The organism is Brevundimonas sp. FV1ye28, from assembly GCF_058681135.1.
The window spans coordinates 2,057,334-2,082,698 of record NZ_CM178731.1 but is presented as its reverse complement, the minus strand read 5'-3'; the positions used below and the strand labels follow the sequence as shown (position 1 = coordinate 2,082,698).

The following is a 25,365-nucleotide window of genomic DNA, read 5'->3' as shown; positions in this document are numbered from 1 at the left end:
TGGCGCTAACCGGTGGGGGCAGGACCCTCACCCTTTCGGCTAAGAGACGCCTCGCTTCGCTCTGCGAGCCTCAAGCCCTCTCCCGGCGGGAGAGGGTTAACTTTTGAGCCGCCACCCCGACCGGAACACCAGCCAGCAGGCCACGGCCATGACCACGGTCAGCGCCGCGCTGCCGATCACACCGATCATCAGATTGCCCTCCGCCTGGCCGATGAAGCCGTAGCGGAAGCCGTCGATCAGATAGAAGAAGGGGTTCCAGTGGCTGATGGCCGCGAACGGCTGGGGCAGGTTCTCGACCAGGTAGAAGGCGCCCGACAGGAAGGTCATCGGCAGGACGACGAAGTTCTGGACCGCCGACAACTGGTCGAACTTCTCGGACCACAGGCCGGCCAGGACCCCGACCATCCCCATCAGCAAGGACGCGATCAGGGCGAAATAAAGGATGGCCAACAGGTTGGTGACGCCCAGTTTCGCGAACGGCATCACGCAGACGGCGGTGACCACACCGACCGCTATGCCCCGCGTCGCCGCGCCGAGCGAAAAGCCGATGGTCAGCTCGAGCGGGCTGAGCGGCGGGGTCAGGAAGTCGGTCGAGGTGCCCATGATCTTGGCCTGGATCAGGCTGGACGAGGCATTCGCGAAGGCGTTGTTCAGGATGGCCATCATGATCAGGCCCGGCGCCACGAACTCGGCGAAGGGCGTGCCGTGCAGCGGCGGCCGCGCGCCCTTCAGCGCCACGACGAAGACCAGCATGTAGAGAAGCGTCGTCACCACCGGCGCGGCGACCGTCTGAGCCCCCACCTTCCAGAAACGGCGGACCTCGCGCAGATACAGGGTCTGCACCCCGATCCAGTTCACCCCGGCATAGTGGCGCGGGGTCGGAAGGCCTGAGGGGCGTGTCGAGGCGAGATCGGTCATGGGCCGTCAGATGCGGCCGCATGACGCGGCGCGCAAGGGCCTAGGCGAGCGGGTTGGCCTTGCGCCGCGCGGCGTCGGCCTCCGCGATCAGGCGCAGGCCGGAGATTTCGGCCGCGTCGGGCGTCAGGGTGATGGCGACGGCCGGCGGATCGACCATCCTGACGCAGCCGTTGCCCGCCAGCGGAGTCAAAGGCTTACGGGTGATCGGCGGGTCGGCGGGGGACAGGTCGGACATGCAGGCTCAACCCGGCCTGAACGCGCCCGTTCCGTATCGCGGCGCTTTGCGCGCTCAGCGAACGCCGATTCAAGATGTAGTTCCTGTGGACGACTGATTCGCACATCTTGCGTCTGTTAAGGTCTCGTTTACGATTAGTTGTGGCCGACGGGACCCGGGAGGGGCTCCAGGCGCCAAATGTTGAATCAAAACCGTACCCCGGAGGGTCGCATGACCGCAGGCTGGACCGAAGATCGCGTCGGCGCGCTGAAGAAGCTGTGGCTCGAGGGGCAATCCGCCTCTCAGATCGCCAAGCAGCTGGGCGGCGGCGTCACCCGCAACGCCGTGATCGGCAAGGTCCATCGCCTGGGCCTGTCGGGTCGCGCGACCCCGTCGCAGCCGGCGCGCACCGCCACCACCAGCTTCCGCCCGGCCCGCACGCGCACCACGCCCCCGGCCCAGCCTTCGGCGCCTCGTCGCCTGGAGGGAAGCCGCATCGAGGCCGTGGCCCCGGCCCCGCGCCCCGTCGCGGTCGCCCCGACCCTGCCGTCCATCGCCGAACTGCCCGGCACGGCCACGGTGATGACCCTGGGCGCCCACATGTGCAAATGGCCGATCGGCGATCCGTCCTCGACCGAGTTCAGCTTCTGCGGCCGCCGCGCCTCGGAAGGCGTCTACTGCCAGGAACACGCCCGCGTCGCCTACCAGCCGCAGATGAAGCGCGGCGGCAAGGAAGAGCTGGCCCGGTCGCTGCGGCGCTACATCTAAGGGCGCTACCGCTACGCGCGCGGCGCTACGCTGCTTGAGCGCGTTCGGCGGTTTGCTTTTGTCATCCCCGCGAAAGCGGGGACGGGGCGGGGCCATGGTTCTCCGGGTTGACGCGGCCCCAACTCTTTCGACCCTCCTCCGCCTGGCGGGGGAGGGTCTTTCTCTTGGCTTCAGGCCGCCTGGGCGGTCCCGATCAGGGCGCCGGCCGGAATGCCCCATGCCGCGCTGATGGTTCGGATGTGCTCGACGGAAAGCCCGCGCCGACCATTCAGGATTTCAGAGGCTCGCGACCTGGATCCCAGCAGCGCGGCCAGATCCGACTGACTATAGCCGCGCCCCTCCATCACGAGGCGGATCACCTCCACAGGGTCGGTCGTGGCGATCGGCCATCGGCTTTCCTCATAGGCCGCGATCACCAGGCCGAGCAGTTCGAAGCTGTCCCCCTCCGCGGTCCCCGGCTCGGGTTCGGCGTCGAAGAGGGCTTCATAGGCGACCAGGGCGGCCGCGAGCTGATCGTCATCATGGATGACGCGAACGGTGTATGGGGTCATGGTCGCCTCTCCTTCAGATCGACGCCGGATCAATCCGGTCATATTCGGCATGACTGCCGACAAACTTCACCAGCACCTGTTTGAACGGATAGGAAATCCGCACGACCAGCCGATAGTTGTTGCCGCCGATGTCGAAGATGACCCGGTTGTCACCGACGAAGTCGACGGAGTTGAAGTCGTCGCGCACGTCCTGCGGTGTCCGCCATTCGGCGGCGCGTGCAAGGTCGTACCAGGCTGACAGCGGACCTTTTGCCCGAGGGTGACGGGTCCAGAACTCGACGAGCGTGCGGCGCGCCACAACGTTCATGAAGCGACCCTATCATGTTCCCATAATGGGAGCAACTAGTTCAGCACCCGCCCGCCCGGCACATCCAGGCTGAAGGCCGGGATGGCGGCCTCGAACGATCGGCCGCCGGCGGCCGTCATCATGTAGGCGCCCTCCATGGACCCCGAGGGCGTCGAGAGCGGGCAGCCGGACGCATAGGAATAGCTGTCGCCCGGCGCGATCAGGGGCCGTTCGCCGACGACGCCCGGACCGCGCACCGTCTCCACATGGCCGGTGGCGTCGGTGATGATCCAGCGGCGCGCCATCAGTTGCACCGCCTCTTCGCCCCGGTTCTCGATCTCGACCTGATAGGCCCAGACCCAGCGGCCCTCGTCGGGATCGGACTGTCCGGCCAGATAGCTGGGCCGGACGCGCACGATGACGCCTTCAGTTTCAGCCACATAGGGTTGGGTATCGTGCATGACCTATGGTCGCCTGACGCAAGCCGGGTTGCAACCGTGGTCGCGCGCGCGGCGATCCGTGTGTATGGCGTTCCCTATGACTCTTGAATTCCCCACCCCCGGCATCCTGCCGGCCCAGTCCATCGAAGCCCTGATCGCGGGCGGCGCCATTTCCTCGGCCACGCCGTGGGACGCCGATCAGGTCCAGCCGGCCAGCCTCGACCTGCGCCTGTCCGACCGCGCGTGGCGCGTGCGGGCCTCCTTCCTGCCCGGCAAACGGCTGGTGTCCGAACGCATCGCCGATGTCGAGATGCACCCCATCGACATGACCAACGGCATCGTCCTGGAGAAGGGCTGCGTCTATATCGCTGAACTTCAGGAGCGGTTGAGCCTGCCGAAGGGCCTGATCGCCCGCGCCAATCCGAAGTCCTCGACCGGTCGCGTCGATGTCTTCGTGCGCCTGCTGACAGATCGCGGCGGCTCGTTCGACGACGTGGATGAGGGTTACGAAGGACCGCTGTACCTGGAGATCGCGCCCCAGACCTTCTCGATCCTGGTTCGCCCGGGCACCCGTCTGAACCAGCTGCGCCTCAAGGCCGGCGCCCCGCCGAAGCTGGAGACCCGCAGCGTCGGCGTTGACCTGCAGGGCGGCGACATCGTCGGCTTCCGGGGCCGTCGCCACGCGGGCGTGGTCGACCTGGACCGCATCGACGGCCACGACCCCAAGGACTTCTGGGAGCCGCTGACGCTGCGTCGCGGGGAGCTGCTGCTGGATCCGGGCGAGTTCTACATCCTGGCCTCCAACGAAGCCGTCGAGATCCCGGTCATGCAGGCCGCCGAGATGACCCCGATCGACCCCTCGGTCGGCGAGTTTCGCGTCCACTACGCCGGCTTCTTCGATCCCGGCTTCGGCACGGACGAGGCGCATGGCGCCGGCTCGAAAGGCGTGCTGGAGGTCCGCACCCACGACACGCCGTTCCTGCTGGAACACGGCCAGATCGTCGCGCGGCTGGTGTACGAGCCCCTCACGGAGCGGCCCTCGCGTCTCTACGGAGAGGGCGGCAGCCACTACCAGAAGCAGGGCCTGAAGCTGTCGAAGCATTTCCGGGCGTGGGGCTGAGAGAGAGTCTCCTCCCCGTTCGCCGCTTGGCGAATGGGGAGGTGGATGCGAGCCGCTTGCGAGCAGACGGAGGGGTTCTTCGTGCGCGCAGAAAGAACCCCTCCGTCTCTCCGCTTCGCTACGAGCCACCTCCCCACGCTGCGCGCAGGGAGGAGACGCTCAACTCAGACCAGCTTGTCCGCCTTCCGAAGTCCCGGGAACAGTTTCGCCCAGACGCCCGTCGCAGCGAGCGCCCCGATACCCCCGAACACCGCCGCGCCGATCGGGCCGAGGATCCGCACCATCAGCCCGGAATAGGCCTCGCCCAGTTCGTTGGAGGCGCCGATGAACAGCATCGAGACCGACGAGACCCGGCCGCGCATGTGATCGGGCGTCGACAACTGGATCAGGGTCTGACGGATGTTGACGCTGACCATATCGGCCATGCCGCCGATGAACAGGGCCGCCGCCGAGATCCAGACGATCTTCGACAGGCCGAACACGATGGTGCAGACGCCGAACACCGCCACCGAGGCGAACATCAGCAGCCCGCCCCGCCCCGGGATCGGATAGCGGGCCAGCACCAGAGCCATCAGGAAGGCCCCGCCGCCGAACGACGCGCGCAACAGGCCGAACCCTTCCGGCCCGACGTGCAGGATGTCCCGAGCGAAGATCGGCGTCAGCAGGGCGACCCCCGCGAACAGCACCACGATCAGGTCCAGCGAGATGGCGCCCAGCACGATCTTGGTGTTCCAGACGTATTTCAGACCGTCCTTGACCGCCTCCCAGCGATCGCCCGAGGCCTCGACCGGCGTCGGCTTGCCGCTGGTGCGGATGATCAGGAAACAGATCAAGGCGATGGCGAACAACACCAGCGACACCCCATAGGCCAGGGGCACCGAACGGCCGACGATCAACCCGCCCAGCGCCGGTCCGGCGATGGCGCCGGTCTGGAAGGCGATGGACTGGGCGGCGATGGCGCGCGGCAGGGCCGCCCGACCCACCACCATCGGCAGATAGGCCTGGCTGGCCGGAGCGAGGAAGGCCCGCGACGCCCCGAAGCCCACGGCGACAGCCAGCAACCCCCACAGCGGCGGATGCCCATGGATCGCCATGGCCAGGAAGCTCAGGGCGCAGGTCCCCTCGGCCATGATCGACAGGATCACCGTGCGCCGGCGGTCGCGCCTGTCCGCCATCTCGCCGGCGGGCAGGGTCAGCAGCAGCAACGGGATGAACTGCGCCAGTCCGACCAGACCCAGATAGAGGCTGGCCTGTTCGATCGGGTGGTCGCGTCGCGCGATCTCATAGACCTGCCACAACAGGGCCGAGGACTGGATCTGGATCGCCAGCACCGCCAGCACCCGTCCCAGCCAGATCAGGCGGAAGTCGCGGAGCTTCCACGGATTGGTCCCGTGCGCCGCGAGCGCCGCCTCGGCGTTGGGTTTGGTGATCGGTTCGGGCGCTTCAGGTGCGTCGGTCATGCTTCGGGTACGGGGTTCCGTCTCGGTGGAAATAGCGGTCCGCGCCTTGAGGCAGGACCATGTCGATATCGGGATAGTCGGCGCCGTCGCCGGTGGGGTTGCGGCTCCCGACTTCCAGCAGAACCGCTTCGGCATCCGAACGGTTCTCGATCTTGTGGCCGTTCGGCACGCCGGCCTTGAAGCCCGCGCAGTCGCCGGCCTTGAGCACGGTCTCGTCGTCGTTCTCGACCAGCACGACCTCGCCCGACAGGACCCAGACGAACTCGTCCTCGGTCTCATGCCAGTGCCGCTGGCTCGACCAGGCCCCGGCCGGAAGCCGCAGCATGTTGACCCCGAACTGGTCCAGCCCGACCGCATCGCCCAGCTTCCAGCGTCGCCGCGGCTTGCAGGGTGCGGCGAACGCTTCGGGATAGCTGGTCCCGTCACTGGTCGGGGCGGTCTCGATGTCGATCTTCGGCACGGCGCTCCCCTTTCCGGCTGGACGCGATCTCCCTAAAGCATAGTCGCATGCCCGCTGCACCAACGCCTGTCATCGATCCTGTCGAACTGTGCCGCGATCTGATCCGCAGGCCGTCGGTCACGCCCGCCGACGCCGGCGCCATGGACACGCTGCAGCGCGTCCTGACCGAGCTCGGCTTCACTTGCCGCCGCATGGCCTTCGAGGGACCGGGCGGCGAGGGCAGGGAGGCGCGGATCGAGAACCTCTACGCCCGGCGCGGGATCGCCTCGCCCAACCTCTGTTTCGCCGGCCATACCGACGTCGTCCCGACAGGCGAGGCCGCCGCCTGGTCCTCCGCCCCCTTCGAGGCCGAGGTGAAGGACGGCATTCTGTTCGGTCGCGGCGCCGTGGACATGAAGGGCGGCATCGCCGCCTGGGTCGCGGCCGTGTCCCAGGTGCTTGCCGAGGGCGAACCGGCCGGCTCCCTCTCCTTCCTCATCACCGGCGACGAGGAAGGTCCGGCCCTGCACGGCACCAAACGTGTCGTCGAAACCCTGATGGCCGAGGGCGAGGTCATCGACGCCTGCGTCGTCGGCGAACCCTCGTCCCAGCACCAGCTCGGCGACATGATCAAGATCGGCCGGCGCGGCTCGCTGAACACCTGGATCACCGTTCACGGCAAGCAGGGCCACGTCGCCTATCCCGATCGCGCGGCCAACCCCGCGCCGGTTCTGGTCCGGCTGCTGGCCGCGCTCGACGCCCACGTTCTGGACACCGGCTACGAAGCCTTCCAGCCGTCGAACCTGGAGATCACCACCGTCGACATCGCCAATCCGGCGACGAACGTCATCCCGGCCGAGGCCCACGCCCGGTTGAACATCCGCTTCAACCCGGCCCAGACCGGCGACGGCCTGATCGACTGGCTGAACCGCGAGGCCGGCCGCGTTCAGGCCGAGACGGGGCTTCAGATCACGCTCGAACACATGTGTTCGGGCGAGGCCTTCCTGACGCCCCACGGCGCCTTCGTGACGGCGGTTCAGGATGCGGTCGAGGCCTCGACCGGCGTCCGTCCCGAGGCCTCGACCACCGGTGGCACCTCGGACGCCCGCTTCATCCGGGCGATGTGCCCGGTGCTGGAGTTGGGCCTCGTGGGCCAGACCATGCACCAGGTCGACGAGCGGGTTCCGGTCGCGGAGCTTCAGGCCCTGACCGCCACCTATCGCCGGGTCATCGAAGCCGTTCAGACCGCCGTCTAGTTCAGGGGTCCGGTCGGCTTGGCCGCCGCCAGCTCCAGCCTGGCGATGCGGCGGTCCATGTCGGCGACCACCCCTTCCAGCCGTGCCTTCTCGGACGCCATATCGACCGGCGTCCCGTCCTCGTAAAGGATCTGCGCCCCCTGTTCGATCAGGCGCAGGCGATGGATGGCCGTGTCGCGCGCGGCCTTGAACCGGTCCATTTCGGTGTCGGGGTGTGTCATCGCCTTCCCCTCGCCGCCCCGGCGGAGGAGGTCAAGCGTCAGGCGAGCACGGCCGCCGCGTGGTTCATCAGGATCATCGACCCGCCGAGCGTCGCCACGAAGGAGGCGAGAAAGAAGAAGGTCTCCCGCCAGAGCTCGCGGCGCGGCTTGGTCTCGAGGGCGGACAGATGGAACGGGGCGAGCCTCATCGTGGGTCTCCAGGGCTGACGCCGCAAGGCTTGCGCCCGGTGTCTTGACCGATCGTTCACGAACATGGCGAACGCGCCGGTGACCCTATTCGCGCTCCAGGAACCTCAGCGCCGACAGGGCATGGGTCTTCACCCCCAGGACCAGGACGTCCTCGTTGACGTCGAACTGGGGCGAGTGGTTCGGCGCCGCCGTCGCCGGGTCGACCCCGTCGGCCGTCCCGCCCAGGTGATAGAAGACGCCCGGCACCTCGTTCTGGAAATAGGAGAAGTCCTCGGCCACCGTCGTGGGCGGCGTGGCCGGATTGACGTTGCCCTCGCCCGCCGCCTCGGTCAGGACGGGCGCCAGCCAGGCCGACAGTTCCTCGTTGTTGAACACCAGGGCCGCGTTCTGGCGGATCGAGAATTCGGCGGTGGCGCCATAGGCCTCGGCGATGTGGTCGATGGCGGCCTCGGCCCGCTTCACCAGGTCGTCGCGCTGGGCCACGTCGAAGGTGCGCAGGGTCCCCGACATCACCGCCTCGTCGGGGATGATGTTGTAGCGCACGCCCGCATTGACCGTGGCGATGGTGAAGACGGTCGGGGTCGTGGTCGGGTCGATCGTCCGCGCCGTCAGGGTATTGACCGTCGAGATCACCTGTCCCGCCACGGCGATCACATCGACCCCGCGCCAGGGCCAGGCGCCGTGCGTCTGACGCCCCTTCAGGGTGATGTCCACGCGATCCGACGCCGCCATGAAGCCCTGCGGCCGATAGAAGACCGATCCGGGACGGCCCGGCACGACGTGCAGACCGAAGATCGCCTCGACCTTGGGATTTTCCAGCGCGCCGTCCTGGATCATCAGCCGCGCCCCGCCCAGCGGCTCTCCCGGAGGCGCGCCCTCCTCGGCCGGCTGGAAGAGGAAGACTATGGTCCCCGAGAAGCGCTCCCTCATCCCGCTCAGCACCCGCGCGGCGCCCAGCAGCATGGCGACGTGGGCGTCGTGGCCGCAGGCATGGGCCACCGGCACCGTCTGGCCCTGATAGGTCCCCGTCGCGGTCGAGGCGAACGGCAGACCCGTCGCCTCCAGCACCGGCAGGGCGTCCATGTCGGCGCGCAGGGCCACGACGTGCTCAGGACCCGATCCGGTCCCGCGCAAGACCCCCACGACCCCGGTCCGCCCCACGCCTTCACGAACCTCGATCCCCATCGTGCGCAGATGTCCGGCGACGAAGGCGGCGGTGCGGGTCTCGGCCAGGCCCAGTTCGGGATGGGCGTGCAGGTCGCGGCGCCAGGCGATCACGTCCGCCTCGATCCCCTGCGCCGCCGTCGCGATGTCGGCGGCGGGCACCTGGGCGAACGCCGGGGCGCCGATCAGGGTCAGGGCGGCGGCGAGTACGGCAACGGATTTCATGGGACGGCTCCGGGCAAGGTCGGCGATGATGGCGGCAGGCCGCTCCGCAGCGCAAGCGCCTTGCATCACGGCGCTCGCTGACCGACATGTCGGTCATGGCCATCAAGACCTCCAAGACGAAATGGCGCGACGTCGTCCTGGTCTGCAAGAAATGCCAGAAAAAGCTCGACGGCGGCTTCGGTCCCAATGGCGACAAGAGCCTGAAGAAGGCGCTCAAGACCTATCTGAAACCCGGCGACGGCAAGGGCCGCAAGGCCGAACTCGCCGTGATCGAGACCGCTTGTTTCGACATCTGCCCCAGGAATGCGGTCGTCTGCGTCAACGCGGCCGAGCCCAAGGCCCTGCTGATCGTCCCGGTCGGCGCCGACCTGTTCGAGGTCAAGGCACGTCTCAAACTGGACGACGGTCGTCGCCTGAAGCCGACCCTGACGGTGATGTGACCTCCCATCCGAGAGGGACGGGGATCAATCGTCGAACGTGATTTCCACGCTGTCCGCCGAGCGCGCGTGCGGGCCGTGATAGACCGCCTCGATGTTGTTGCCGTCGGGGTCGATCAGGAAGGCGGCGTAGTAGCCGGGGTGATAGGGCCGCTCCCCGGGCGCGCCATTGTCCGTCGCACCCGCCGCCAGTCCTGCCGTGTGGAAGGCCTCCACGGTCGCCCGGTCCCTCGCCTGAAAGGCCATGTGGTGCCGACCTGTCAGCTTTCCGACGGCCGCCTCCGAACCCGCCGTCGAAACGAACAGCTCGTCGATCCAGAAAAACCCCGGCCCTTCGCCCTCTATCGTCAGGCCGAGCGCGCCGAACACGGCGTCATAGAACCTCCGGCTGGCCTCCAGGTCGCGCACGACCAGCTGGATGTGATCGATCAGCCGACCCCGATGCAGCGACTGCGTCTTCACGGCGTTCTCCCTTCGATGATGATGTCGGAACGGCCGTACCACGCGAGCGATCCCGTCCGTGTCAGCAGGACGCAGACCTTGCCGCAAAGCTTCAACGGCCCCATATCCGCCCCCCTTGACGCGCAGCCCTGGCGCCGCAGATCGGGACTCTATGGACGACTTGGACTCTGAATTCCGGGTTCGGGCTTCCAGCCTCGATGGACTATCCCTACTCCCTTCTCCGCTCGCTCGCCCAAGGACCGCATGACCGACGCATCGCCGCCCCGCCACAAGCGCTCCGGTCTGTTCGCGCCGATCGGCCTGTTTCTCATCGCCCTGATCGGCTGGTCGATCTGGTGGTTCGTGCTGGCCGGCCAGGTCCGCACCCAGCTGGACCAGCGGGTTGAGGCCATGCGCGCCGGCGGCTGGGACGTGGCCTATACCGGCATGAGCACCTCGGGCTGGCCGTTCCGCGTGCGGCTGGGGGCGGAGAATGTTTCGGTCACTGCGCCGTCGGGACTGGCCGTCGCCGCGCCTGACCTGGCGGCCGAGGCCAATGCCTGGAACCCCGACAAATGGGTGCTGATCGTCGGCGACGGTCTGGTCCTGACCCGGCCGGGCAAGGGCAAGGTCGCCGTGCGCGGACAGGCGATCCGCGCCAGCGTCCACGGCTTGACCCAGCGCTGGCCCAATATCGCCGTCGAGCTGGCCCGGCCCGAGTTCACTTCGCACCAGGGTGCCGAGGTCTTCCCGATCTCGCGCGCCGAGAGGGTCGAGCTCTATGTCCGGCCCCACCTCGCTCCGGCCGGGTCGCCCGGCGTGGACACCAGCGTCGATGTCCTGTTCCGCCTGATCGATGCCGAAGGTCGTCCCGGCGGCCCGGTCGAGGGCATGGCGCGCAACGGCAGGCTGACCGCCCAGATCGAAACCGTCATCGAAGACGCGGACCAGCTTCAGGGTGCGGACTCCGCCGGAATCTTCGCCGCCTGGACCCGCGCAGGCGGGCGCTTCACCGCCGTGCGCGGCGAGCTGTCGGCGGGCGAAAGCCGCGCGACCCTGTCCAGCGACGTGTTGTCAGCCTCGCCTGACGGACGCCTGCAGGGGACCGTCTCGCTGCAGGCTGTGAAGCCGATGGCCGCCATCGCCGGTCTGGCCCAGTCCGGGTCGGGCTCGGTCAACCGCATGGGCGCCGCCGGGGCCGCCGCTGCGACCGCCGTCCGGGGCGATGACGACATGACGCTGCAGCTGACGTTCCGCGACGGCCGAACCTTCCTCGGCCCCTTCGCCATCGTCCCGGCGCCCAAGCTGTTCTGATGGCGAGGAGGCACGGCGCGCTGCTGGAGGAGCCCAGGGTCGACAACGACCGGCTGGTGCTCGACCAGGCCCTGATCGAGGCCCTGACCGATCGGCTGGCGGCCGGGTCCGATCCCGCGCCCGATGCCTCGACCCTGGCCCTGCGCGCCCTGCTGGCCGAAAGTTATGACGTGCATCAATCCGCCATGCTCCGCGCCCTCTGGGGTCGGATCGAGGCGCGCACCGGGGCCGCCATGGTCGTCGCAGGACCGGCCGCCCAGTTGCTCGCCGCCGACCGGTTCGGTCTGTCGGCCCAGGCCGTCGCCGATCCCGAAGCCGCCCTTGCCCGGGCCGCGACCGGCGCTCGCGCCCTGATCGATCTCGCCACCGGACGTCCGTGGTGGGGCAAGCTGCTGGCCCGGCCGGACCTGCGCGTCATCGCTGCACTGCCCGACGACGACAACGGCCTTCCTTCGACCCTGATGGTCGCTGCCTCCGCCACCGGCCCGACGGGCAAAGACCGGACCTTCTGGGTTACCGATTCCGGCCTGTCTGACGGCCGGATCGTCGAGGCCCTAGCGTCCTGCGGCTTCGTCGGCGCGCCGCTGGCTGCGGCCAGCGGCTTGAAGCTGTTCATGCTGGCGGGCTATGTGCAGGCCGAAGACGGGCGGCTGAACGATGCGCCCGGTTCGCTGTCCGGCGTGATCGGCTCAGCTCCCCTGTTCTGAACGAGACATTCCATGACCGAAGCCCCCGCGCCCAAGCCCGGCATCCTTGACATCGCCCCCTATGTCGGCGGCAAGTCGTCGATCGTCGGCATCGCCGAGCCGATGAAGCTGTCGTCGAACGAGAACGCCCTGGGCGCCGGCCAGAAGGCGCGCGAGGCCTATGAGGCGGCGATCAAGAACATCCACATCTATCCCGACGGTCGCGCCACAAAGCTGCGCACCGCCGTCGCCGAGCATCACGGTCTGGAGCCCGAGCGGCTGATCTTCGGCAACGGGTCGGACGAGGTCTTCGCCCTGCTGAACCAGGCCTATCTGACGGCGGGCGACAACATCGTCTGCGGCCAATACGGCTTCCTCGCCTACCGCATCTCCGCCATGGCCTGCGAGGCCCAGGTCAAGCTGGCGCCCGAGCCCGGCTACAAGGCCGAGGTCGACGCCCTGCTCGAACAGGTCGATGAGCGGACCAAGATCGTCTACGTCTCCAACCCGTCGAACCCGACCGGCAGCTACAACACCGGCGAGGAAATCCGCCGCCTGCACGAGGCTCTTCCGGCCCATGTCATCCTGGTGGTGGACGAAGCCTATGCCGAGTTCGTGGCCGAGGCCGACTGGGAAACCGCCTTCCCGCTGGCCAAGGACGCGGCGAACATCGTCGTCACGCGAACCTTCTCCAAGATCCACGGCCTGGGCGGCCTGCGCATCGGCTTCGGCTACGCGCCGATCGCGGTGGCCGAGGCCGTTGACCGCATCCGCCTGCCGTTCAACGTCTCGGTCCCGGGCCTGGACGCCGCCACCGCCGCCATCGGCGACGAGGCGCACCAGAAGGCCTCGCGCGACCTGGTCCAGACCTGGCGCCCGCGCCTGACCCAGGCCATCCGGGGCTTCGGCTTCGAAGTCCTGCCCTCGGCCGGTAACTTCGTCCTGATCCTGTTCAGGGACGAGAAGCGCAACGCGGCCGCCGCCAACGACTACCTGAACTCCAAGGGGATCATCGTCCGCCCGGTCGGCGGCTACGGCATCCACGACGGCCTGCGCATCACCGTCGGCACCGAGGACCAGAACCGCGCGGTGATCGATGCGCTGAGCGAGTTCGCGGCGACCTAGTCAGGCGCTTGGAGCAGCGCGGTCGAGGCCGTCTCGATCCGCTGCTCCAGCTCGACCATGAAGGGGCCGCGCTTCAGCCCGGCGGGGATCGGCTCAAGGAATTCAAATGTGGCCACGCCCTGAGGGATCGTCCCCTTCGCCGGCCACCAGACGCCGGAATCGGTGGCCACGGGGATGCAGGGCGTCTCCAGATCGCGATAGAGGGCGGCGATGCCGGGCTTGTACTCGGGCACCGCGCCGACCTCGGCCCGGGTGCCTTCGGGGAAGATGATGACCTGGCGGCCCTCGGCCAGACGGTCGCGGGCCTGGCGCACCATGTCCTTCAGCGCCTTGGCGTGACCGTCCCGGTCCACCGCGATCATCTTCGTCTTGACCCCGAACCAGCCTAGGAAGGGCATGTGCGTCAGCTCCTTCTTCAAGACGAAGCAGGGGTCCGGCAGGACGGCGATCAGGGCCACGAAGTCCAGCAGGCCCTGATGCTTGGAGGCGACGAGGGCGCCCCCGGTCGGGACATTCTCCGTCCCCAGCGTCCGAACCTTCACGCCCGCGATGCAGCGATAGCCCCACAGAGCCGTCCGAGCCCAGATGTGAACCACGCCCATGGCCTGGCGATGGCCCATCAACAGCGCCGGCGACAGGCCCACAGCGACTGCGGCCATCGACAGATAGAACCAGACGACGAACAAGAAGGTACGCAGGTTCTTCACGCGGAAACGGCTTCCTTCTCGGCCGACGGTTGGTCTCCGCCGGTGATCTTGTGCAGGGTCTCGCGGCCCAGGACGGCGAGGTATTTGACGTACTCCAGCGTCATCCGCCGCGCCGTCACCGCCGCCCGCCACCAGCCCGAGTTGTCCAGCGACGGCGTCGAGACAGCGTAGGGCGTCAGCTCAAGGTCCGGGGCGGCGCCGCGGATCTCCATCAGCGAACGGGGCATGTGGTAGTCCGAAGTGACGACGATCAGGTGGTCGTAGCCCTTGGCGCGGGCCCAGGCGGCGATCTCCTGGGCGTTGCCGGTCGTCGTTTCGGCCTCGAAGCCCAGGTCGACGCAGCAGTTGAACAGGCGGGTCGAGCCGGGGGTCAGTTCACGCAATTCCTGGCGGCGGACCTCGCGGTTGACGCCCGAGATCAGCACCCGCTCGCCCTTGTCCTGTTCCAGCAGACGGATGGCGGCGTTGACCCGCTCGGCCGAGGGCCCGGTCAGGGCGACGATGCCGTCGGCGCGCTCCGGCTCCGGCGCCGGCGTGAAGTTGCGCACCCGGTCGGCGAAGGCGAACAGCCCCACCAGCCAGATCAGGGCCACGATGCCCACAAGCGCCAGAAACTTCATAGCTAATCTCTAGCCGCCGACCTGGGTCGCGCCAAGTCTCGCCATCTCCCTGCGGGCGCTTAGGTGCGCCGCAGCAAGCGCTACCGTAGCGGCCAAGAGCGGACATGGCGAGAGCATCAGAATATCGGCCCAGGCCACGGGCAGGGCGGGGGTCAGGCCATCCGATCCGCCGAGGAAACGCAGGAGAGCCAGAAGGGCGATGGCTGCGACCGATCCGGCGGCGCCGGCCACAAGGGCGAGCAAGGCATAGCGACGTTGGAACAGCCAGACGATGGAGGCGTCGGTAGCGCCGGACAGGCTGAGGGTCTCGATCACGGAGCGCCTCGCCTCGATACCGGCGCGGACGGCGTAGATGATGGCCGCCCCGGCCGCGAAGGCGGTGGTCAGGAAGGCGGCGAGCGCCAGGACGGTGATCAGCATCGCCGACCGCTCGACCTCGCCGCGCCACAGGCTGTGGTCGTCGACGGTGGCGTCCAGACCCGCCTCGGCCAGGGCGCGGCCGAGGGTCAGGGCGCTGGCGGGGGCGTCGGGATCCAGCCGCACGGTGACGAGGAAGGGCAGGGGCAGATCGGCCAGAACGGCCTCGCCCATCCAGGGACGCAGCAGTTTTTCGGCGGTCTCGCGGTCCATGGCGGCGGCCTCGGACACACCGTTGACCCCGGCCAGTGTCTCGGCGGCGCGAGCGGCGGCGGTGTCGCCGCTTTCCCCGACACGCGGGCGGACCTGGACCGTGGCCTCGGCCCTGAGTTCGTGGGCCCAGCCGTGGGCCGCACGATCGGCCGCGGCCGCGCCGACGGCGGCAATGCTGGCGAGGAAGCAGAGCACGGCGATCACGGCGGCCAGCCAGCGCTCTCCGGCCGCATCACGGGGAAGGAGGCCGGTCTCCGGGCGCGCCGGGCGAGGCGGCTTGGCAGATCCGGGCCCGAAAAAGGTGGACCAGCGGATCATGCGCCGGCCCCCGAGATTCGGCCGTTCTGCAGGACCAGTCGGCGCGCGCCGGAGCGTCTGGCCAGATCCTCGTCGTGGCTGGCGATCAGGACCGTGGCGCCCAATCTGTTCAGGGCCTGGAACAGTTTCAGCAGCCTGTCCGCCATGGCCGGATCGACGCTGCCAGTCGGTTCGTCGGCCAGGATGAGGTCGGGCTTGGCCATGACGGCGCGGGCGATGGCGAGCCGCTGCTTTTCGCCCCCGGACAGGGTCGTGGGCAGGGCGTGGGCGCGCTCGGCGAGCCCGACCCAGGCCAGCATCTCTTCGACGTCGGCGGCATGGTCCGCGCGTTTGCCGCCCCGGACCCTGAGAGACAGGGCGGCGTTGTCGAAGACGCTGAGATGATCCAGCAGGCGAAAGTCCTGGAAGACCACACCCATTCGTCGACGCCACTCCGGGCGCTCGCGGGCGGTGACTTCGGTGACGTCCTGGCCGAACAGGCTGATCCGGCCTTCGGTCGGGCGATCGGCGAGGGTCAGAAGCCGCAAAAGAGAAGACTTTCCCGCTCCCGACGCGCCGGTAAGGAAGTGGAAAGAGCCACGCGGCAGGATGAGGTTAACGTCCCGCAGCACGTCGGGCGAATCGGCATAGCCGAACCCGACCGCCGACAGGCGGACGGTTTCGGGCGAAGGCGCGGATTCGGCGGCGCGACGGGGCGACTGAGGCATCTGATTTTTTCGTATGGACCGGAGCGCGTCGCGTTCCGACAGGAGGGGGCCGGCGAGCGGCCTCGCAGTCAGCGACCATGATACTGACCTGCCCGTCCTGCGCCACCAGCTATTTCGCCCCCGACGGCGCGATTCCGCCTGCCGGCCGCAAGGTCCGCTGCCAGTCCTGCGCCCACGTTTGGCACGGGATGCCCACCGACGAACCGCTGGAGCTGACGGCCGAGAGCGCGCCGACGCCGACGCCCGAGCCCCGGTCGTTCGAGGAGGCGCCTCCGGTCTCGCCCGAGACCCCCGCGCCCGAACTGCCCAAGGCCTTCCGCGCCCGTGCCGAGCAGCAGCGCCGCCTGCGCCGCGCCGCGACCCACGGAGCCGTGTGGGCGGGCCTGGCCAGCATGTTCGTGGGGCTCTTGGCCGCCGGATGGTTGTTCCGGGTCGAGGTCGTTGAGCTCTATCCCCGCGCCGCCGCCGCCTACGCCATGGTGGGGACCCCCGTGAATGCAGTCGGGCTGGAGTTCGAGGCGATCACCGCCAAGGCCGTCGCCGATCGTCCGGACATGGTGATGGTGTCGGGCGCCCTCAGGAACGTTCGCGATCGTGAGATCGTCGCCCCGCCGATCCGCGTCGCCCTGCTGGACGCCCACGGCGCCGAGGTCGGTCACGCCCTGATCGAGTTGCACGGCGCTCCGGTTCTGCCCGGCGGGGTCCAGGGCTTCGCGGCTCTGATCCGCGATCCGGGCGCGCACGGCGTCGATGTCGGCGTCGACTTCGCCAAGGCCGGGGACGCTGGCGCCGCTCATGGCGAGGGCCATGGCGACGACCCTGCCACGCCTGCCGCCCACGCCCGCCCGCTGCCGGAAGCCGACGACCACGGCCTTCGTCCCGCCTTGATCGAGCAGGCCACGACGACCCATGACGCACCCATCGATGCGGCGCCGGTCCACGCCGAGCCTTCGCACGAACCGGCCCATGCTCCGGCTGCGGGGCACGCGCCTATCGACAGCCATGGGTCCGGGGCGGTATCCGCCTCGCATGGCTGAAGCTTCCCCGACGCCCACCGTCCTTCTCCCCGAAGCCGAGGTCGCGCGCATCGTCGCTGAACTCGCCGAACGGATCGCCCCCGTCACCGACGATGAGACGGTCGCGGCCGTCCTGTTGACCGGCGGCCTGTGGTTCGCGGCCGATCTGACGCGGGCCCTGTCGCGGATAGGGCGACATGTCCGGTTCGACGCCCTGTGGCTGGCCTCCTACGGCGATGAACAGTCGAGCCGGGGCCGGATCGACGTCCATGCTCCGTTCCAGCGCTCGCTCGAGGGGCGGAAGGTTCTGATCCTCGACGACGTCTTCGACACCGGTCTGTCGCTGGCCGAGGCGGTGCGTCATGCGAAAGAGGCGGGGGCGGCCGAGGTCCTTACCTGCGTCTTCGCGAGGAAGCCCTGGCCCGAGCCCCGTGCGCCCGAGCCGGACTTCGTCGGCTGGGAAGCGCCGAACCGGTTCCTGGTGGGGTACGGCCTGGACCACGCCGGAGCCTTGCGGGGGCTGCCGGACATCTGCGCTCTGGATTGACAGCGGATCGGCTTCGGCGGACTGAAAAACACCGTCCGAAGCGTCCGAAGCGTGCGAAGCGTTCGCTCTGGGGCAGCCCCTGGGATTGCGATGTCAAAGACCGAGGGACAGTGTCTCACGGTTTTGAGGGGCGCCAAGAGTAGAGGTTTAAATCGCGGCGGGTCATTGAAACAACTGACCAATTTCGACGATCCTTTGCCAAGTTCGCGGCTCTCCGAGAAGCTGAGCGGAAACCTGAAACTCGGACCGGTCGTCGTAAACGCACCGCGTCAAACGGGCCTGACGCTGCCGGCGAGGTAGAGCGTCCTTCGCTATAGCGAGCTGCAGCCGGGCCTCGCCGGTCGATCCGTCGTCCTGAAAAACCCGTCAGGCCCCGGGGAAGACTTCCGCGATCGAGAGGGTCTCAGGCAGTATGTAGACGATCCCAACCGTGCCTCTGAAGGTCGGTGCGATGATCTCCGCGAAGAAGGCGGCCGGGACGTTCACGCACCCGTAGGAGATACGGTTGTCCTCCGAGGTCGGCGTGGTCAGGCGCTGCAGACGACGATCAGCCGGCCGCCCCGTCACGACGGGATGCAGCGAGAGCGCACCGGCATAGTCTATCCAGAGTATACTTTTCCCACTCAGGTTCTCGCCGATCGAGGCGACAAACCGCCCCGACGGCGTGATGCGTTCATCCGGCGTGATGGCGGACAGGGGGCGATCGCCGATCCCGGGCGGTGCGATGTCTCCTCGCGCCAGACCCAGAAGGACAGGTGTGGTTCCCAGCAACAGCCCGTCGCGGCTGAAGGCGAAGACCTGGGCGTTGATCTTGTCGATGAGGACAAACGGCAGGCCCTGATTGTCGCCGGTCTCCAGAACCCATGACTTCAATTGCTGAACGGCGGGCGAGGCCCCCCGTTCGACGGCCTCCGCCTGACCCGGTGCCGCGGGCTGTCGCGCGGCCGCCGTGGAGGAAACGGCGAAGGTGAGCCCAAGAGCCAGTCCGGCAGCGCCGACCCCTCGCCGGAGCATACGGCTCCATTGGGGTGGGCGACCCGTCGGCGCTGTCGTCCGAACGCAGGCCTCGGCCGTCACAGTCAGTTTCGATCCTGCTTCGGAGGATAGACCGGAACGCGCGGCGGAGGGGGGGACTGCATGCCTGACGAAGGCGCAACGGGTTCGATCACCGGCGGCGGAGCGAGTGCCGGCACCCTCGACGAAAGCACGACGGATTCGCCCATCGGCGGCGGCGCAGTCTCGTGGGCCGCCATGGGGACACCGCTGACGCCAGTCACAGGCGTGCAGACCGTGCCGTCGGCGCAGTCCGAGAAGTGGACTTCCGGCGGCTCGACCATGATTTCCGACGGACGGACATGGACCTCTGGACGCTGGACGTAGATCTGGGCCGGGGCGATGCGGATCGGCGGCGCATCGACATAGACCGGAGGTCCGGCGATATAGATCGTCGGGCCGGCGACGTTGATCGGACGGCCGATCACCCGAACGCCCGGCGACGAGACGCGAATGGCGGGTCCCGGATTGTTGATCGGCGGGCCCCAGCCCCCCGGTCCCGGCCAGCCTGCGCCGCCGCCCGTCCACGGGCCGTAGAAGTCGACGACGCGTGTGCACGCGCACGGCACATTGCCGTAATGCGGCGCCTCGGTACAACCATGGCCGTCCGCCGGCGCTGCGGCGCCTGAGATCAGCATGGCGGTCATGATTGAAGTGATCGGATCCATTCAGTCAGCTACCATTTCAAATCGCTGCGAGACTTTCCCTTTCTCCTCCCAGGCGAACCCTGAAGGGAGATCGGCACTCCGCTTGATCACGGTTATATTAACCATTTTCGACTGTCTACCGCCCGAGCTTAACCTTGGGATCACATTGCGCCCAAGGCCTCCAGCACGCCCTTGCCGTAGCGGTCGATCTTCGACTGGCCCACGCCCGAGATGGCGGCGAGCGCCTCGAGCGATCCCGGCTCCCTCTGCGCGATCTCCAGCAGGGTCTTGTCCTGGAAGATGACATAGGGCGGGACGTGCTGCTCCGAGGCGCGGTCCCGGCGCCAGGCGCGTAGCCCCTCGAAGCGGGCGCGGACGTCGGCGTCCAGGGCCTCGACGGCGGCGTTGCGGTCGTTCTTCGCACGACGCGGCGTGGCGCGACCGGCGTCCATGCCCGGCGGGCTGCGGCGGACCTCGACGGCGGTCTCGCCGCGATAGACGGCGCGGACGCGTTCCGGGTCGCCGAGGCCGACCAGAGGCTTGCCGTCATTGGGGTCTTCCAGCAGCAGGCCCTCGAACATCAGGTGGTCGAGGATGTCACGCCATCCGGTCGCCGCGACGTCCTTGCCGATGCCCCAGGTGGAGAGGTCTGACTCCCACGGCTGGACATCCCTGGTCTTGCCCAACAGGTGATCGACGATCCGGGTCTTGCCGAAACGGCCGCCCAGACGCTGGACCGCCGCCAGCGCCTTCTGGGCCGGGACGGTGGCGTCATAGAGGGCCGGCGGGTCCGAGCAGATGTCGCAGACGCCGCAGGGGCCGGCGTCCGTCTCTCCGAAATAGCGACGCACCGCCTGGGGCCGACAGGTGGCGCCGTCCAGCATGGCGAACAGCTGGCGGGCCTTGCGCGTCTGGACCGATTTGACCTCCTCGGCCATCGGGCGGCCGTCGAGCCGCTTCAGGGTCCAGGCGATGTCGGACGGACCATACAGGGTGATGCCCTCGGCCGGTTCGCCGTCGCGCCCCGCCCGGCCGATCTCCTGCCAATAGGCCTCAAGGCTGCCCGGTGGATCGGCGTGGATGACGAAGCGGACATCGGCCTTGTCGACCCCCATGCCGAAGGCGATGGTGGCGACCATGACGGCGCCGTCCTCGGCCAGGAAGCGTTCGAGGCGGCGGTCGCGCTCAGGCCCCGACATGCCGGCGTGATAGGCGATGCCGTTCGAGCCGGCGGCCTTGAGGGCGTCGGCGACGCGCTCGCAGCCGTCGCGGGAGCCGCAATAGACGACGCCCGACTGGCCGCGGCGGGCCTGGACCAGTTCGATGACGTGGGCGTCGGTCTTCGCGCGCGAGGCGCTTTCCTTGCGGATGGCCGAGAGCTGCAGGTTCGGGCGGGCGAAGCTGTCGACGAAGACGGCGGCGTATTCCAGATGCAGCGAGGCGAGGATGTCGTCGCGTGTGCGGGCGTCGGCGGTGGCGGTGACGGCGATGCGGGGCACGCCCGGGAAGAGTTCGCCGAGCCGGCCCAGCGTCCGGTAGTCGGGGCGGAAGTCGTGGCCCCATTGCGAGACGCAGTGGGCTTCGTCGATGGCGATCAGCGACAGGGGCAGGTCGCGCAGCCGGTCGGTCAGGGCACCCGAGGCCAGGCCTTCGGGCGAGACGTAGAGCAGATCTAGTTCGCCCGCTCGGGCGGCGCGCAGGACGTTTGTGCGCTCATCCAGCGACAGGCCGGAATCGAGGCGGGCGGCCGCCACCCCCTGCTGTTTCAGCGCCTCGACCTGATCGGTCATCAGGGCGATCAGGGGCGAGATGACGAGGCCGAGACCGGGCCGCAGGATGGCGGGGATCTGATAGCAGACCGACTTGCCGCCGCCGGTCGGCAGGACCGCGAGCACGTCGCGCCCGGCCATGATCTCGGTCACCACCTGGGCCTGAAGCCCCCGGAAGTCGGCGTGGCCCCACACGCGTTCGAGCGTCTGCCGCGCGGCGTCTAGGCCGGGCGGGGAGGTGGGTGAGTCGGCGAGCATCGGCGGTTTGTGCCCGATCCGTTCCGGGGTGTCATCCGGTATGCTGGCGGATAAACAGTGCGGCTGGGTGGAGGCCGCTCGGCAAAGCGATATAGACGACGACATGCACGTCGTCGTTTGCGGTCAGATTCGCCATATCGCCTGCGCCAAGGCTCTTTTGGTGCGTTTGGCGAGGGCGCGCCGGGCCGGACATCTGCAAGCTGCGATCTGGGTGGTCTGGACAAATCAAGCGGATCTCGCGGCGTCGCTCGCGGCGGCCGTTCCGGAGGCCGTGGAGCGGCTTGTCGTGATCGATGAGCCTGAGCTGACGTCGCCGGGACACTTCTTTCATCAGGTTCGTAGCCTGGATGCAGGACTTGCGGATGTCGATCCGTCAGATTTTGTTCTTCGTCTAAGACCGGACGTCTTCATCGAGGACGATTTTTTCGAGACTGTCGGACGGCAGATGAAAAGCGGCGGACGTTCTCTGTGGACTCCCTACGCGGATCTGACCGCGCCGTTCTTCGCGTGTGACATTATCTTCGGCGGTCGAGCCGGAGCCATTGGACAACAGTCGAACTACTCGATGGAACCCTACGTCATCGCTCTGCCGCCGGTCTCTTCGCGGGCGCCCGCTGCGGTAACGAGCCATGAGCCGGAGATTCAACGCTGGCTGCATCCGGTTCGAGAAGAGGACCAGATTATGCAGGCCTACTGGTCGACCTTTCCCAGCTTTGGCCTCGCAACCCGGCTCAGACGGGAACTGGTCAAGCGGTATCAGCAATGGGATTTCTACAACGCTATTCGTCTCCGGTGGCTCGACTACATCCTCGAGAACGTCAGCCTGGGAGGATTGGGTAAGGGCGCCCGCGCGGGTCTCGTTCGAGCGGACGACATGAACGCGGCGGAATGCAGCCTTTGGCTGCTGCAGGACTTCACCACACCTGCATCCGGCTCGGCGCAGACGATCATGGATGCAGAGCCGGGCGGCTTTGTCTGGACCTCCGACCTGGAGGCGGTGGGGGCTTTGCGTCGATCGCTGGCGACTGAGACGCCGGTCCGGAGCGACTGGTCGCCACGCGATGTCCTCCACGAGCTTGGGGAGATCAGGCGGGCCGCTCAACAGGCGTTGCTCGGGTCAGCGAGCGAAGGCCTGAGGCTCCCGTTCAGAATGCCGACGGTGACTTACAGGGATACCAACTAAGCCCGTCAATCCGCGCGTGGGCGAACGACCGGCTTGATCAGTCCCGCAGCAACTCATTCACGCCGGTCTTCGCCCGGGTCTGGGCGTCGACGCGTTTGACGATGACGACGCAGTAGAGCGACGGGCCGCCGTTGGGGTCGGGCAGGGCGCCGGGGACGACGACGCTGTAGGCGGGAACCTCGCCGCGCGTGATCTCGCCCGTCGCGCGGTCGACGATCTTGGTCGAGGCCGACAGGTAGACGCCCATGGACAGGACCGCGCCCTCGCGGACGATGACGCCCTCGGCCACCTCGGCGCGGGCGCCGATGAAGCAGCCGTCTTCGATGATGGTCGGGTTGGCCTGGAGCGGTTCGAGCACGCCGCCGATGCCGACGCCGCCGGACAGGTGGACGTTCTTGCCGATCTGGGCGCAGGAGCCGACCGTGGCCCAGCCGTCGACCATCGAGCCCTCGCCGACATAGGCGCCGATGTTCACGAAGGACGGCATCAGGATGACTTTGCGGTCCACGAACGCGCCCTTGCGCACGATCGAGCCTGGAACGGCGCGGAAGCAGGCTTCCTTGAACTCGTTGGCGGTCCAGTCGGCGAACTTGTTCGGCACCTTGTCGAACCAGGGACCGACCGCCGGGGCGCCGCCGCTGGAGGACGGGGCCGACAGGCCGCGTTCGCCGGCGCGCATGATTTCGTTGTCGTTCAGGCGGAAGGACAGCAGCACCGCCTTCTTCAGCCACTGGTGCGTGGTCCAGACGCCGTCGCCGCCGCGCGAGGCGACGCGGGCCTGGCCGGAATCGAGCAGGTCGATGGCGGTCTCGACGGCCTTGCGGGTTTCGCCATGGGTCGAGGGCGACAGGTCGGCGCGGGCCTCCCAGGCGGCTTCGATGACGGCTTCGAGCTGGGCCCAAGGAGACGAAGAGTTGTCGGTCATGCGGCGTCTTTCAGGGCGTAGGGCGTGAGGAAATCGAGCAGGTCGGGGGCGGTGGCGTCGATGCCCTCGCCCGCGACCAGGCCCCGCTCGGCCAGGTGTTCGGGCGTGTCGGTCAGGACGGTGGTCATGCCCAGCGACCTGGCCGGGGTCAGGTTTCTGGGCGTGTCATCGAAGAAGATGGCGCGGGTCGGATCGATGGCGAACGTCTCGAGGAAGCGGCGATAGGTGGCGGGCGCCGGCTTGGGCGTCAGGTCCATGTCCTCGATGGCGTGGACGCCGTCGAACAGGCCGGTCAGGCCGATGCGCTCGATCACGCGAGCCGCATGGAAGCGGGCACCGTTGGTCAGAACATATTTCCTGCCTGGCAGGCGGCGGATGACCTCGGCCAGACGCGGATTGGGCTCCAGCGAGTCCAGCGGCACGTCATGAACCTCGTGCAGGAATTTCTCCGGGTCGACGGCGTAGTTGGCCATCAGACCGGCGAGCGTGGTGCCGTGCTCGTTCAGGAACTGACGCTGAAGGACCTTGGCCTCGTCTTCTGGCAGGCCGACCGCGTCGACCATGAAGGCGTTGATGCGCGCCTGGATCAGGACCATCAGCCCTTGTTCAGGCGGATACAGGGTGTCGTCCAGGTCGAAGACCCAGGCGTCGATATGGCTCAGGTCCAGTGTCACGCCTTCACCAGCGTGCCGGCGCCGTATTCGGTGAACAGTTCGACCAGCATGGCGTGGGGGCGACGGCCGTCCAGGATGACCACGGCCTCGACGCCCGCGCGGACGGCGGCCATGGCCGTCTCCAGCTTGGGGATCATGCCGCCCGAAGCCGTGCCGTCGTCGATCAGGCCTTGCGCTTCCGCCACAGTCATCTGCCGGATGATGTCGCCGTTCTTGTCCATCACGCCCTTGACGTCGGTCAGCAGCAGCATGCGTTTGGCGTTCAGGGACCCCGCGACGGCACCGGCGACCGTGTCGGCGTTGACGTTGTAGGTCTGGCCGTCCTCGGCCACGCCGATGGGGGCGATGACCGGGACCCAATCCTCGGTTTCCGAGGCGATCAGGCCCTTGATAAGCTTGGGATCGACCTTGGTCGGTTCGCCGACGAAGCCCAGGTCGACCTCATGCTCGATCAGGCTGTCGGGGTCGCGCTTGGTGCGGGTCGTCTTCTCGACCGTCAGCAGGCCGGCGTCCTTGCCGGACAGGCCGATGCCGCGCACGTCGGCCTCCTTGCCGGCGACGGTGATCCAGTGGGCGATCTCCTTGTTGACCGCCCCAGACAGGACCATCTCGGCCACGGCCATCGTGTCCTTGTCGGTCACGCGCAGGCCGTCGATGAAGGCGGACTTGACCCCGGCCTTGTCCAGCATGGCGCTGATCTGAGGGCCGCCGCCGTGGACCACCACCGGCAGGACGCCCATCAGGCGCAGAAGGACGACGTCGGCGGCGAACTGTTTCGCGACGGCCGTCTCGCCCATGGCATGGCCGCCGTATTTGATGACCACGGTCTCGCGATCGTAGATCTGGATATAGGGCAGGGCCTCGGCCAGGGTCTTGGCCGTGGCCCAGCCCCGCTCCTCGGATTGGCGTTCATTCTCGTCCATGCGCGGGCTGATACCGGGCGAGGGCTCGGGTGTCACCCCGAAGCGTGGCGGGATCGCGTCTGTGTCTCCACGGGCGGCAAAGTACGCAAGCGAGCGAACATCGCGACAAGTTGAAGAGCCGATCACGGTTCTTA

Annotated in this window: 31 protein-coding genes; 10 read left to right on the top strand and 21 right to left on the bottom strand. The window is 68.2% G+C overall.

All coding sequences use genetic code 11. The features are described from left to right. Positions 1-96: 96 nt before the first annotated feature. Together ACW171_RS10220 and ACW171_RS10215 are read right to left on the bottom strand one after the other, a co-directional pair. The gene (locus ACW171_RS10220; RefSeq protein ID WP_492093070.1) at positions 97-918 is read right to left on the bottom strand and encodes an ABC transporter permease; all 822 of its coding nucleotides are present in this window, start codon (positions 916-918) and stop codon (positions 97-99) included. A 40-nt stretch (positions 919-958) separates the two neighbouring features. Beyond that, positions 959-1,153 carry a hypothetical protein gene (locus ACW171_RS10215; protein WP_492093069.1) on the bottom strand — a complete coding sequence of 65 codons (195 nt, stop codon included), beginning with the start codon at positions 1,151-1,153 and terminating at the stop codon, positions 959-961. A gap of 210 nt (positions 1,154-1,363) precedes the next feature. On the opposite strand from ACW171_RS10215, the gene gcrA reads away from it, so the two are divergent. Then, entirely contained in the window at positions 1,364-1,900 is a 537-nt protein-coding gene (gene gcrA / locus ACW171_RS10210; RefSeq protein ID WP_492093068.1) for a cell cycle sigma 70 cofactor GcrA, read from the top strand. 170 nt (positions 1,901-2,070) lie between these two features. Here the strand turns inward: gcrA and ACW171_RS10205 are convergent, their stop codons facing one another. From ACW171_RS10205 to apaG, 3 genes are read right to left on the bottom strand one after another with little or no spacing between them, the layout of a single operon-like run. Further along, the gene (locus ACW171_RS10205) at positions 2,071-2,451 is read right to left on the bottom strand and encodes a helix-turn-helix domain-containing protein (protein WP_492093067.1); all 381 of its coding nucleotides are present in this window, start codon (positions 2,449-2,451) and stop codon (positions 2,071-2,073) included. A 13-nt stretch (positions 2,452-2,464) separates the two neighbouring features. Then, the gene (locus ACW171_RS10200) at positions 2,465-2,758 is read right to left on the bottom strand and encodes a type II toxin-antitoxin system HigB family toxin (protein ID WP_492093066.1); all 294 of its coding nucleotides are present in this window, start codon (positions 2,756-2,758) and stop codon (positions 2,465-2,467) included. Positions 2,759-2,793: 35 nt separating this feature from the next. Beyond that, the gene (gene apaG / locus ACW171_RS10195; protein WP_492093065.1) at positions 2,794-3,198 is read right to left on the bottom strand and encodes a Co2+/Mg2+ efflux protein ApaG; all 405 of its coding nucleotides are present in this window, start codon (positions 3,196-3,198) and stop codon (positions 2,794-2,796) included. 76 nt (positions 3,199-3,274) lie between these two features. Here apaG and ACW171_RS10190 point away from each other — a divergent pair, with 76 nt between their 5' ends. Then, positions 3,275-4,297, top strand: a complete 1,023-nt coding sequence (locus ACW171_RS10190) for a 2'-deoxycytidine 5'-triphosphate deaminase (protein ID WP_492093064.1) — start codon at positions 3,275-3,277, stop codon at positions 4,295-4,297. Between the two features lie 164 nt (positions 4,298-4,461). On the opposite strand, the gene ACW171_RS10185 is transcribed toward ACW171_RS10190, so the two are convergent. Both ACW171_RS10185 and ACW171_RS10180 read right to left on the bottom strand, forming a co-directional pair. Further along, positions 4,462-5,757: an MFS transporter gene (locus tag ACW171_RS10185; RefSeq protein WP_492093063.1), complete on the bottom strand. Its 1,296-nt coding sequence runs from the start codon at positions 5,755-5,757 to the stop codon at positions 4,462-4,464. Beyond that, complete coding sequence (locus ACW171_RS10180; RefSeq protein ID WP_492093062.1) at positions 5,741-6,217, bottom strand: cupin domain-containing protein; 477 nt, start codon at positions 6,215-6,217, stop codon at positions 5,741-5,743. The genes ACW171_RS10185 and ACW171_RS10180 overlap by 17 nt, the downstream gene beginning before the upstream one ends. A 47-nt stretch (positions 6,218-6,264) precedes the next feature. Here ACW171_RS10180 and dapE point away from each other — a divergent pair, with 47 nt between their 5' ends. Continuing rightward, entirely contained in the window at positions 6,265-7,452 is a 1,188-nt protein-coding gene (gene dapE, locus ACW171_RS10175) for a succinyl-diaminopimelate desuccinylase (protein ID WP_492093061.1), read from the top strand. On the opposite strand, the gene ACW171_RS10170 is transcribed toward dapE, so the two are convergent. From ACW171_RS10170 to ACW171_RS10160, 3 genes are all read right to left on the bottom strand, one after another. Continuing rightward, positions 7,449-7,673 carry a hypothetical protein gene (locus tag ACW171_RS10170; RefSeq protein WP_492093060.1) on the bottom strand — a complete coding sequence of 75 codons (225 nt, stop codon included), beginning with the start codon at positions 7,671-7,673 and terminating at the stop codon, positions 7,449-7,451. The two genes, dapE and ACW171_RS10170, sit on opposite strands and share 4 nt — an antisense overlap. Positions 7,674-7,711: 38 nt before the next feature. Beyond that, complete coding sequence (locus ACW171_RS10165; RefSeq protein WP_492093059.1) at positions 7,712-7,861, bottom strand: hypothetical protein; 150 nt, start codon at positions 7,859-7,861, stop codon at positions 7,712-7,714. Between the two features lie 85 nt (positions 7,862-7,946). Next, a complete protein-coding gene (locus ACW171_RS10160) occupies positions 7,947-9,251 on the bottom strand; it encodes an amidohydrolase (RefSeq protein WP_492093058.1) in 1,305 nt (434 codons plus the stop codon). A gap of 95 nt (positions 9,252-9,346) precedes the next feature. On the opposite strand from ACW171_RS10160, the gene ACW171_RS10155 reads away from it, so the two are divergent. Continuing rightward, positions 9,347-9,691 (top strand): hypothetical protein, encoded by a 345-nt coding sequence (locus ACW171_RS10155; RefSeq protein WP_492093057.1) that lies wholly within the window; start codon positions 9,347-9,349, stop codon positions 9,689-9,691. Between the two features lie 24 nt (positions 9,692-9,715). Here ACW171_RS10155 and ACW171_RS10150 read toward each other — a convergent pair whose 3' ends face one another. Further along, the gene (locus ACW171_RS10150; protein WP_492093056.1) at positions 9,716-10,150 is read right to left on the bottom strand and encodes a VOC family protein; all 435 of its coding nucleotides are present in this window, start codon (positions 10,148-10,150) and stop codon (positions 9,716-9,718) included. A gap of 243 nt (positions 10,151-10,393) precedes the next feature. Here ACW171_RS10150 and ACW171_RS10145 point away from each other — a divergent pair, with 243 nt between their 5' ends. Genes ACW171_RS10145 through hisC form a run of 3 tightly spaced genes read left to right on the top strand, consistent with a single transcriptional unit; the run spans position 10,394 to position 13,254 of the window. After that, complete coding sequence (locus tag ACW171_RS10145) at positions 10,394-11,443, top strand: DUF2125 domain-containing protein (protein WP_492093055.1); 1,050 nt, start codon at positions 10,394-10,396, stop codon at positions 11,441-11,443. Beyond that, positions 11,443-12,150, top strand: a complete 708-nt coding sequence (locus ACW171_RS10140) for a hypothetical protein (protein WP_492093054.1) — start codon at positions 11,443-11,445, stop codon at positions 12,148-12,150. The genes ACW171_RS10145 and ACW171_RS10140 overlap by 1 nt, the downstream gene beginning before the upstream one ends. Positions 12,151-12,162: 12 nt before the next feature. Then, the gene (hisC, locus tag ACW171_RS10135; protein WP_492093053.1) at positions 12,163-13,254 is read left to right on the top strand and encodes a histidinol-phosphate transaminase; all 1,092 of its coding nucleotides are present in this window, start codon (positions 12,163-12,165) and stop codon (positions 13,252-13,254) included. On the opposite strand, the gene ACW171_RS10130 is transcribed toward hisC, so the two are convergent. Genes ACW171_RS10130 through ACW171_RS10115 form a run of 4 tightly spaced genes read right to left on the bottom strand, consistent with a single transcriptional unit; the run spans position 13,251 to position 16,236 of the window. Then, complete coding sequence (locus ACW171_RS10130) at positions 13,251-13,961, bottom strand: lysophospholipid acyltransferase family protein (protein ID WP_492093052.1); 711 nt, start codon at positions 13,959-13,961, stop codon at positions 13,251-13,253. The two genes, hisC and ACW171_RS10130, sit on opposite strands and share 4 nt — an antisense overlap. Further along, positions 13,958-14,581 carry a YdcF family protein gene (locus tag ACW171_RS10125; protein WP_492093051.1) on the bottom strand — a complete coding sequence of 208 codons (624 nt, stop codon included), beginning with the start codon at positions 14,579-14,581 and terminating at the stop codon, positions 13,958-13,960. Before ACW171_RS10125 ends, ACW171_RS10130 begins: the two co-directional genes overlap by 4 nt. Positions 14,582-14,590: 9 nt before the next feature. Beyond that, entirely contained in the window at positions 14,591-15,529 is a 939-nt protein-coding gene (locus tag ACW171_RS10120; protein ID WP_492093050.1) for a cell division protein FtsX, read from the bottom strand. Then, positions 15,526-16,236 (bottom strand): cell division ATP-binding protein FtsE, encoded by a 711-nt coding sequence (locus tag ACW171_RS10115; protein WP_492093049.1) that lies wholly within the window; start codon positions 16,234-16,236, stop codon positions 15,526-15,528. The genes ACW171_RS10120 and ACW171_RS10115 overlap by 4 nt, the downstream gene beginning before the upstream one ends. 77 nt (positions 16,237-16,313) lie before the next feature. Between ACW171_RS10115 and ACW171_RS10110 the strand changes: the two genes are divergently transcribed. Together ACW171_RS10110 and ACW171_RS10105 are read left to right on the top strand one after the other, a co-directional pair. Next, positions 16,314-17,273, top strand: a complete 960-nt coding sequence (locus ACW171_RS10110) for an MJ0042-type zinc finger domain-containing protein (RefSeq protein WP_492093048.1) — start codon at positions 16,314-16,316, stop codon at positions 17,271-17,273. Next, positions 17,266-17,799 carry a phosphoribosyltransferase gene (locus ACW171_RS10105; protein ID WP_492093047.1) on the top strand — a complete coding sequence of 178 codons (534 nt, stop codon included), beginning with the start codon at positions 17,266-17,268 and terminating at the stop codon, positions 17,797-17,799. The genes ACW171_RS10110 and ACW171_RS10105 overlap by 8 nt, the downstream gene beginning before the upstream one ends. A gap of 366 nt (positions 17,800-18,165) precedes the next feature. Here ACW171_RS10105 and ACW171_RS10100 read toward each other — a convergent pair whose 3' ends face one another. The 3 genes from ACW171_RS10100 to recQ all read right to left on the bottom strand — a co-directional run bounded on the left by ACW171_RS10100 (position 18,166) and on the right by recQ (position 21,526). After that, positions 18,166-18,672 (bottom strand): L,D-transpeptidase, encoded by a 507-nt coding sequence (locus tag ACW171_RS10100; RefSeq protein ID WP_492093046.1) that lies wholly within the window; start codon positions 18,670-18,672, stop codon positions 18,166-18,168. Between the two features lie 206 nt (positions 18,673-18,878). Further along, positions 18,879-19,499, bottom strand: coding sequence for a hypothetical protein (locus tag ACW171_RS10095; RefSeq protein ID WP_492093045.1), 621 nt, complete (start codon positions 19,497-19,499; stop codon positions 18,879-18,881). Positions 19,500-19,660: 161 nt separating this feature from the next. Beyond that, positions 19,661-21,526, bottom strand: a complete 1,866-nt coding sequence (recQ, locus tag ACW171_RS10090) for a DNA helicase RecQ (protein ID WP_492093044.1) — start codon at positions 21,524-21,526, stop codon at positions 19,661-19,663. A gap of 40 nt (positions 21,527-21,566) precedes the next feature. On the opposite strand from recQ, the gene ACW171_RS10085 reads away from it, so the two are divergent. Next, complete coding sequence (locus tag ACW171_RS10085) at positions 21,567-22,709, top strand: hypothetical protein (RefSeq protein WP_492093043.1); 1,143 nt, start codon at positions 21,567-21,569, stop codon at positions 22,707-22,709. Positions 22,710-22,746: 37 nt separating this feature from the next. Here ACW171_RS10085 and dapD read toward each other — a convergent pair whose 3' ends face one another. From dapD to argB, 3 genes are read right to left on the bottom strand one after another with little or no spacing between them, the layout of a single operon-like run. Then, on the bottom strand, positions 22,747-23,634 hold the full coding sequence (dapD, locus tag ACW171_RS10080; RefSeq protein WP_492093042.1) for a 2,3,4,5-tetrahydropyridine-2,6-dicarboxylate N-succinyltransferase: 888 nt from the start codon (positions 23,632-23,634) through the stop codon (positions 22,747-22,749). After that, the gene (locus tag ACW171_RS10075) at positions 23,631-24,308 is read right to left on the bottom strand and encodes a pyrimidine 5'-nucleotidase (protein ID WP_492093041.1); all 678 of its coding nucleotides are present in this window, start codon (positions 24,306-24,308) and stop codon (positions 23,631-23,633) included. The genes dapD and ACW171_RS10075 overlap by 4 nt, the downstream gene beginning before the upstream one ends. Continuing rightward, positions 24,305-25,231 (bottom strand): acetylglutamate kinase, encoded by a 927-nt coding sequence (gene argB, locus ACW171_RS10070; RefSeq protein WP_492093040.1) that lies wholly within the window; start codon positions 25,229-25,231, stop codon positions 24,305-24,307. The genes ACW171_RS10075 and argB overlap by 4 nt, the downstream gene beginning before the upstream one ends. Between the last annotated feature and the right edge of the window lie 134 nt (positions 25,232-25,365).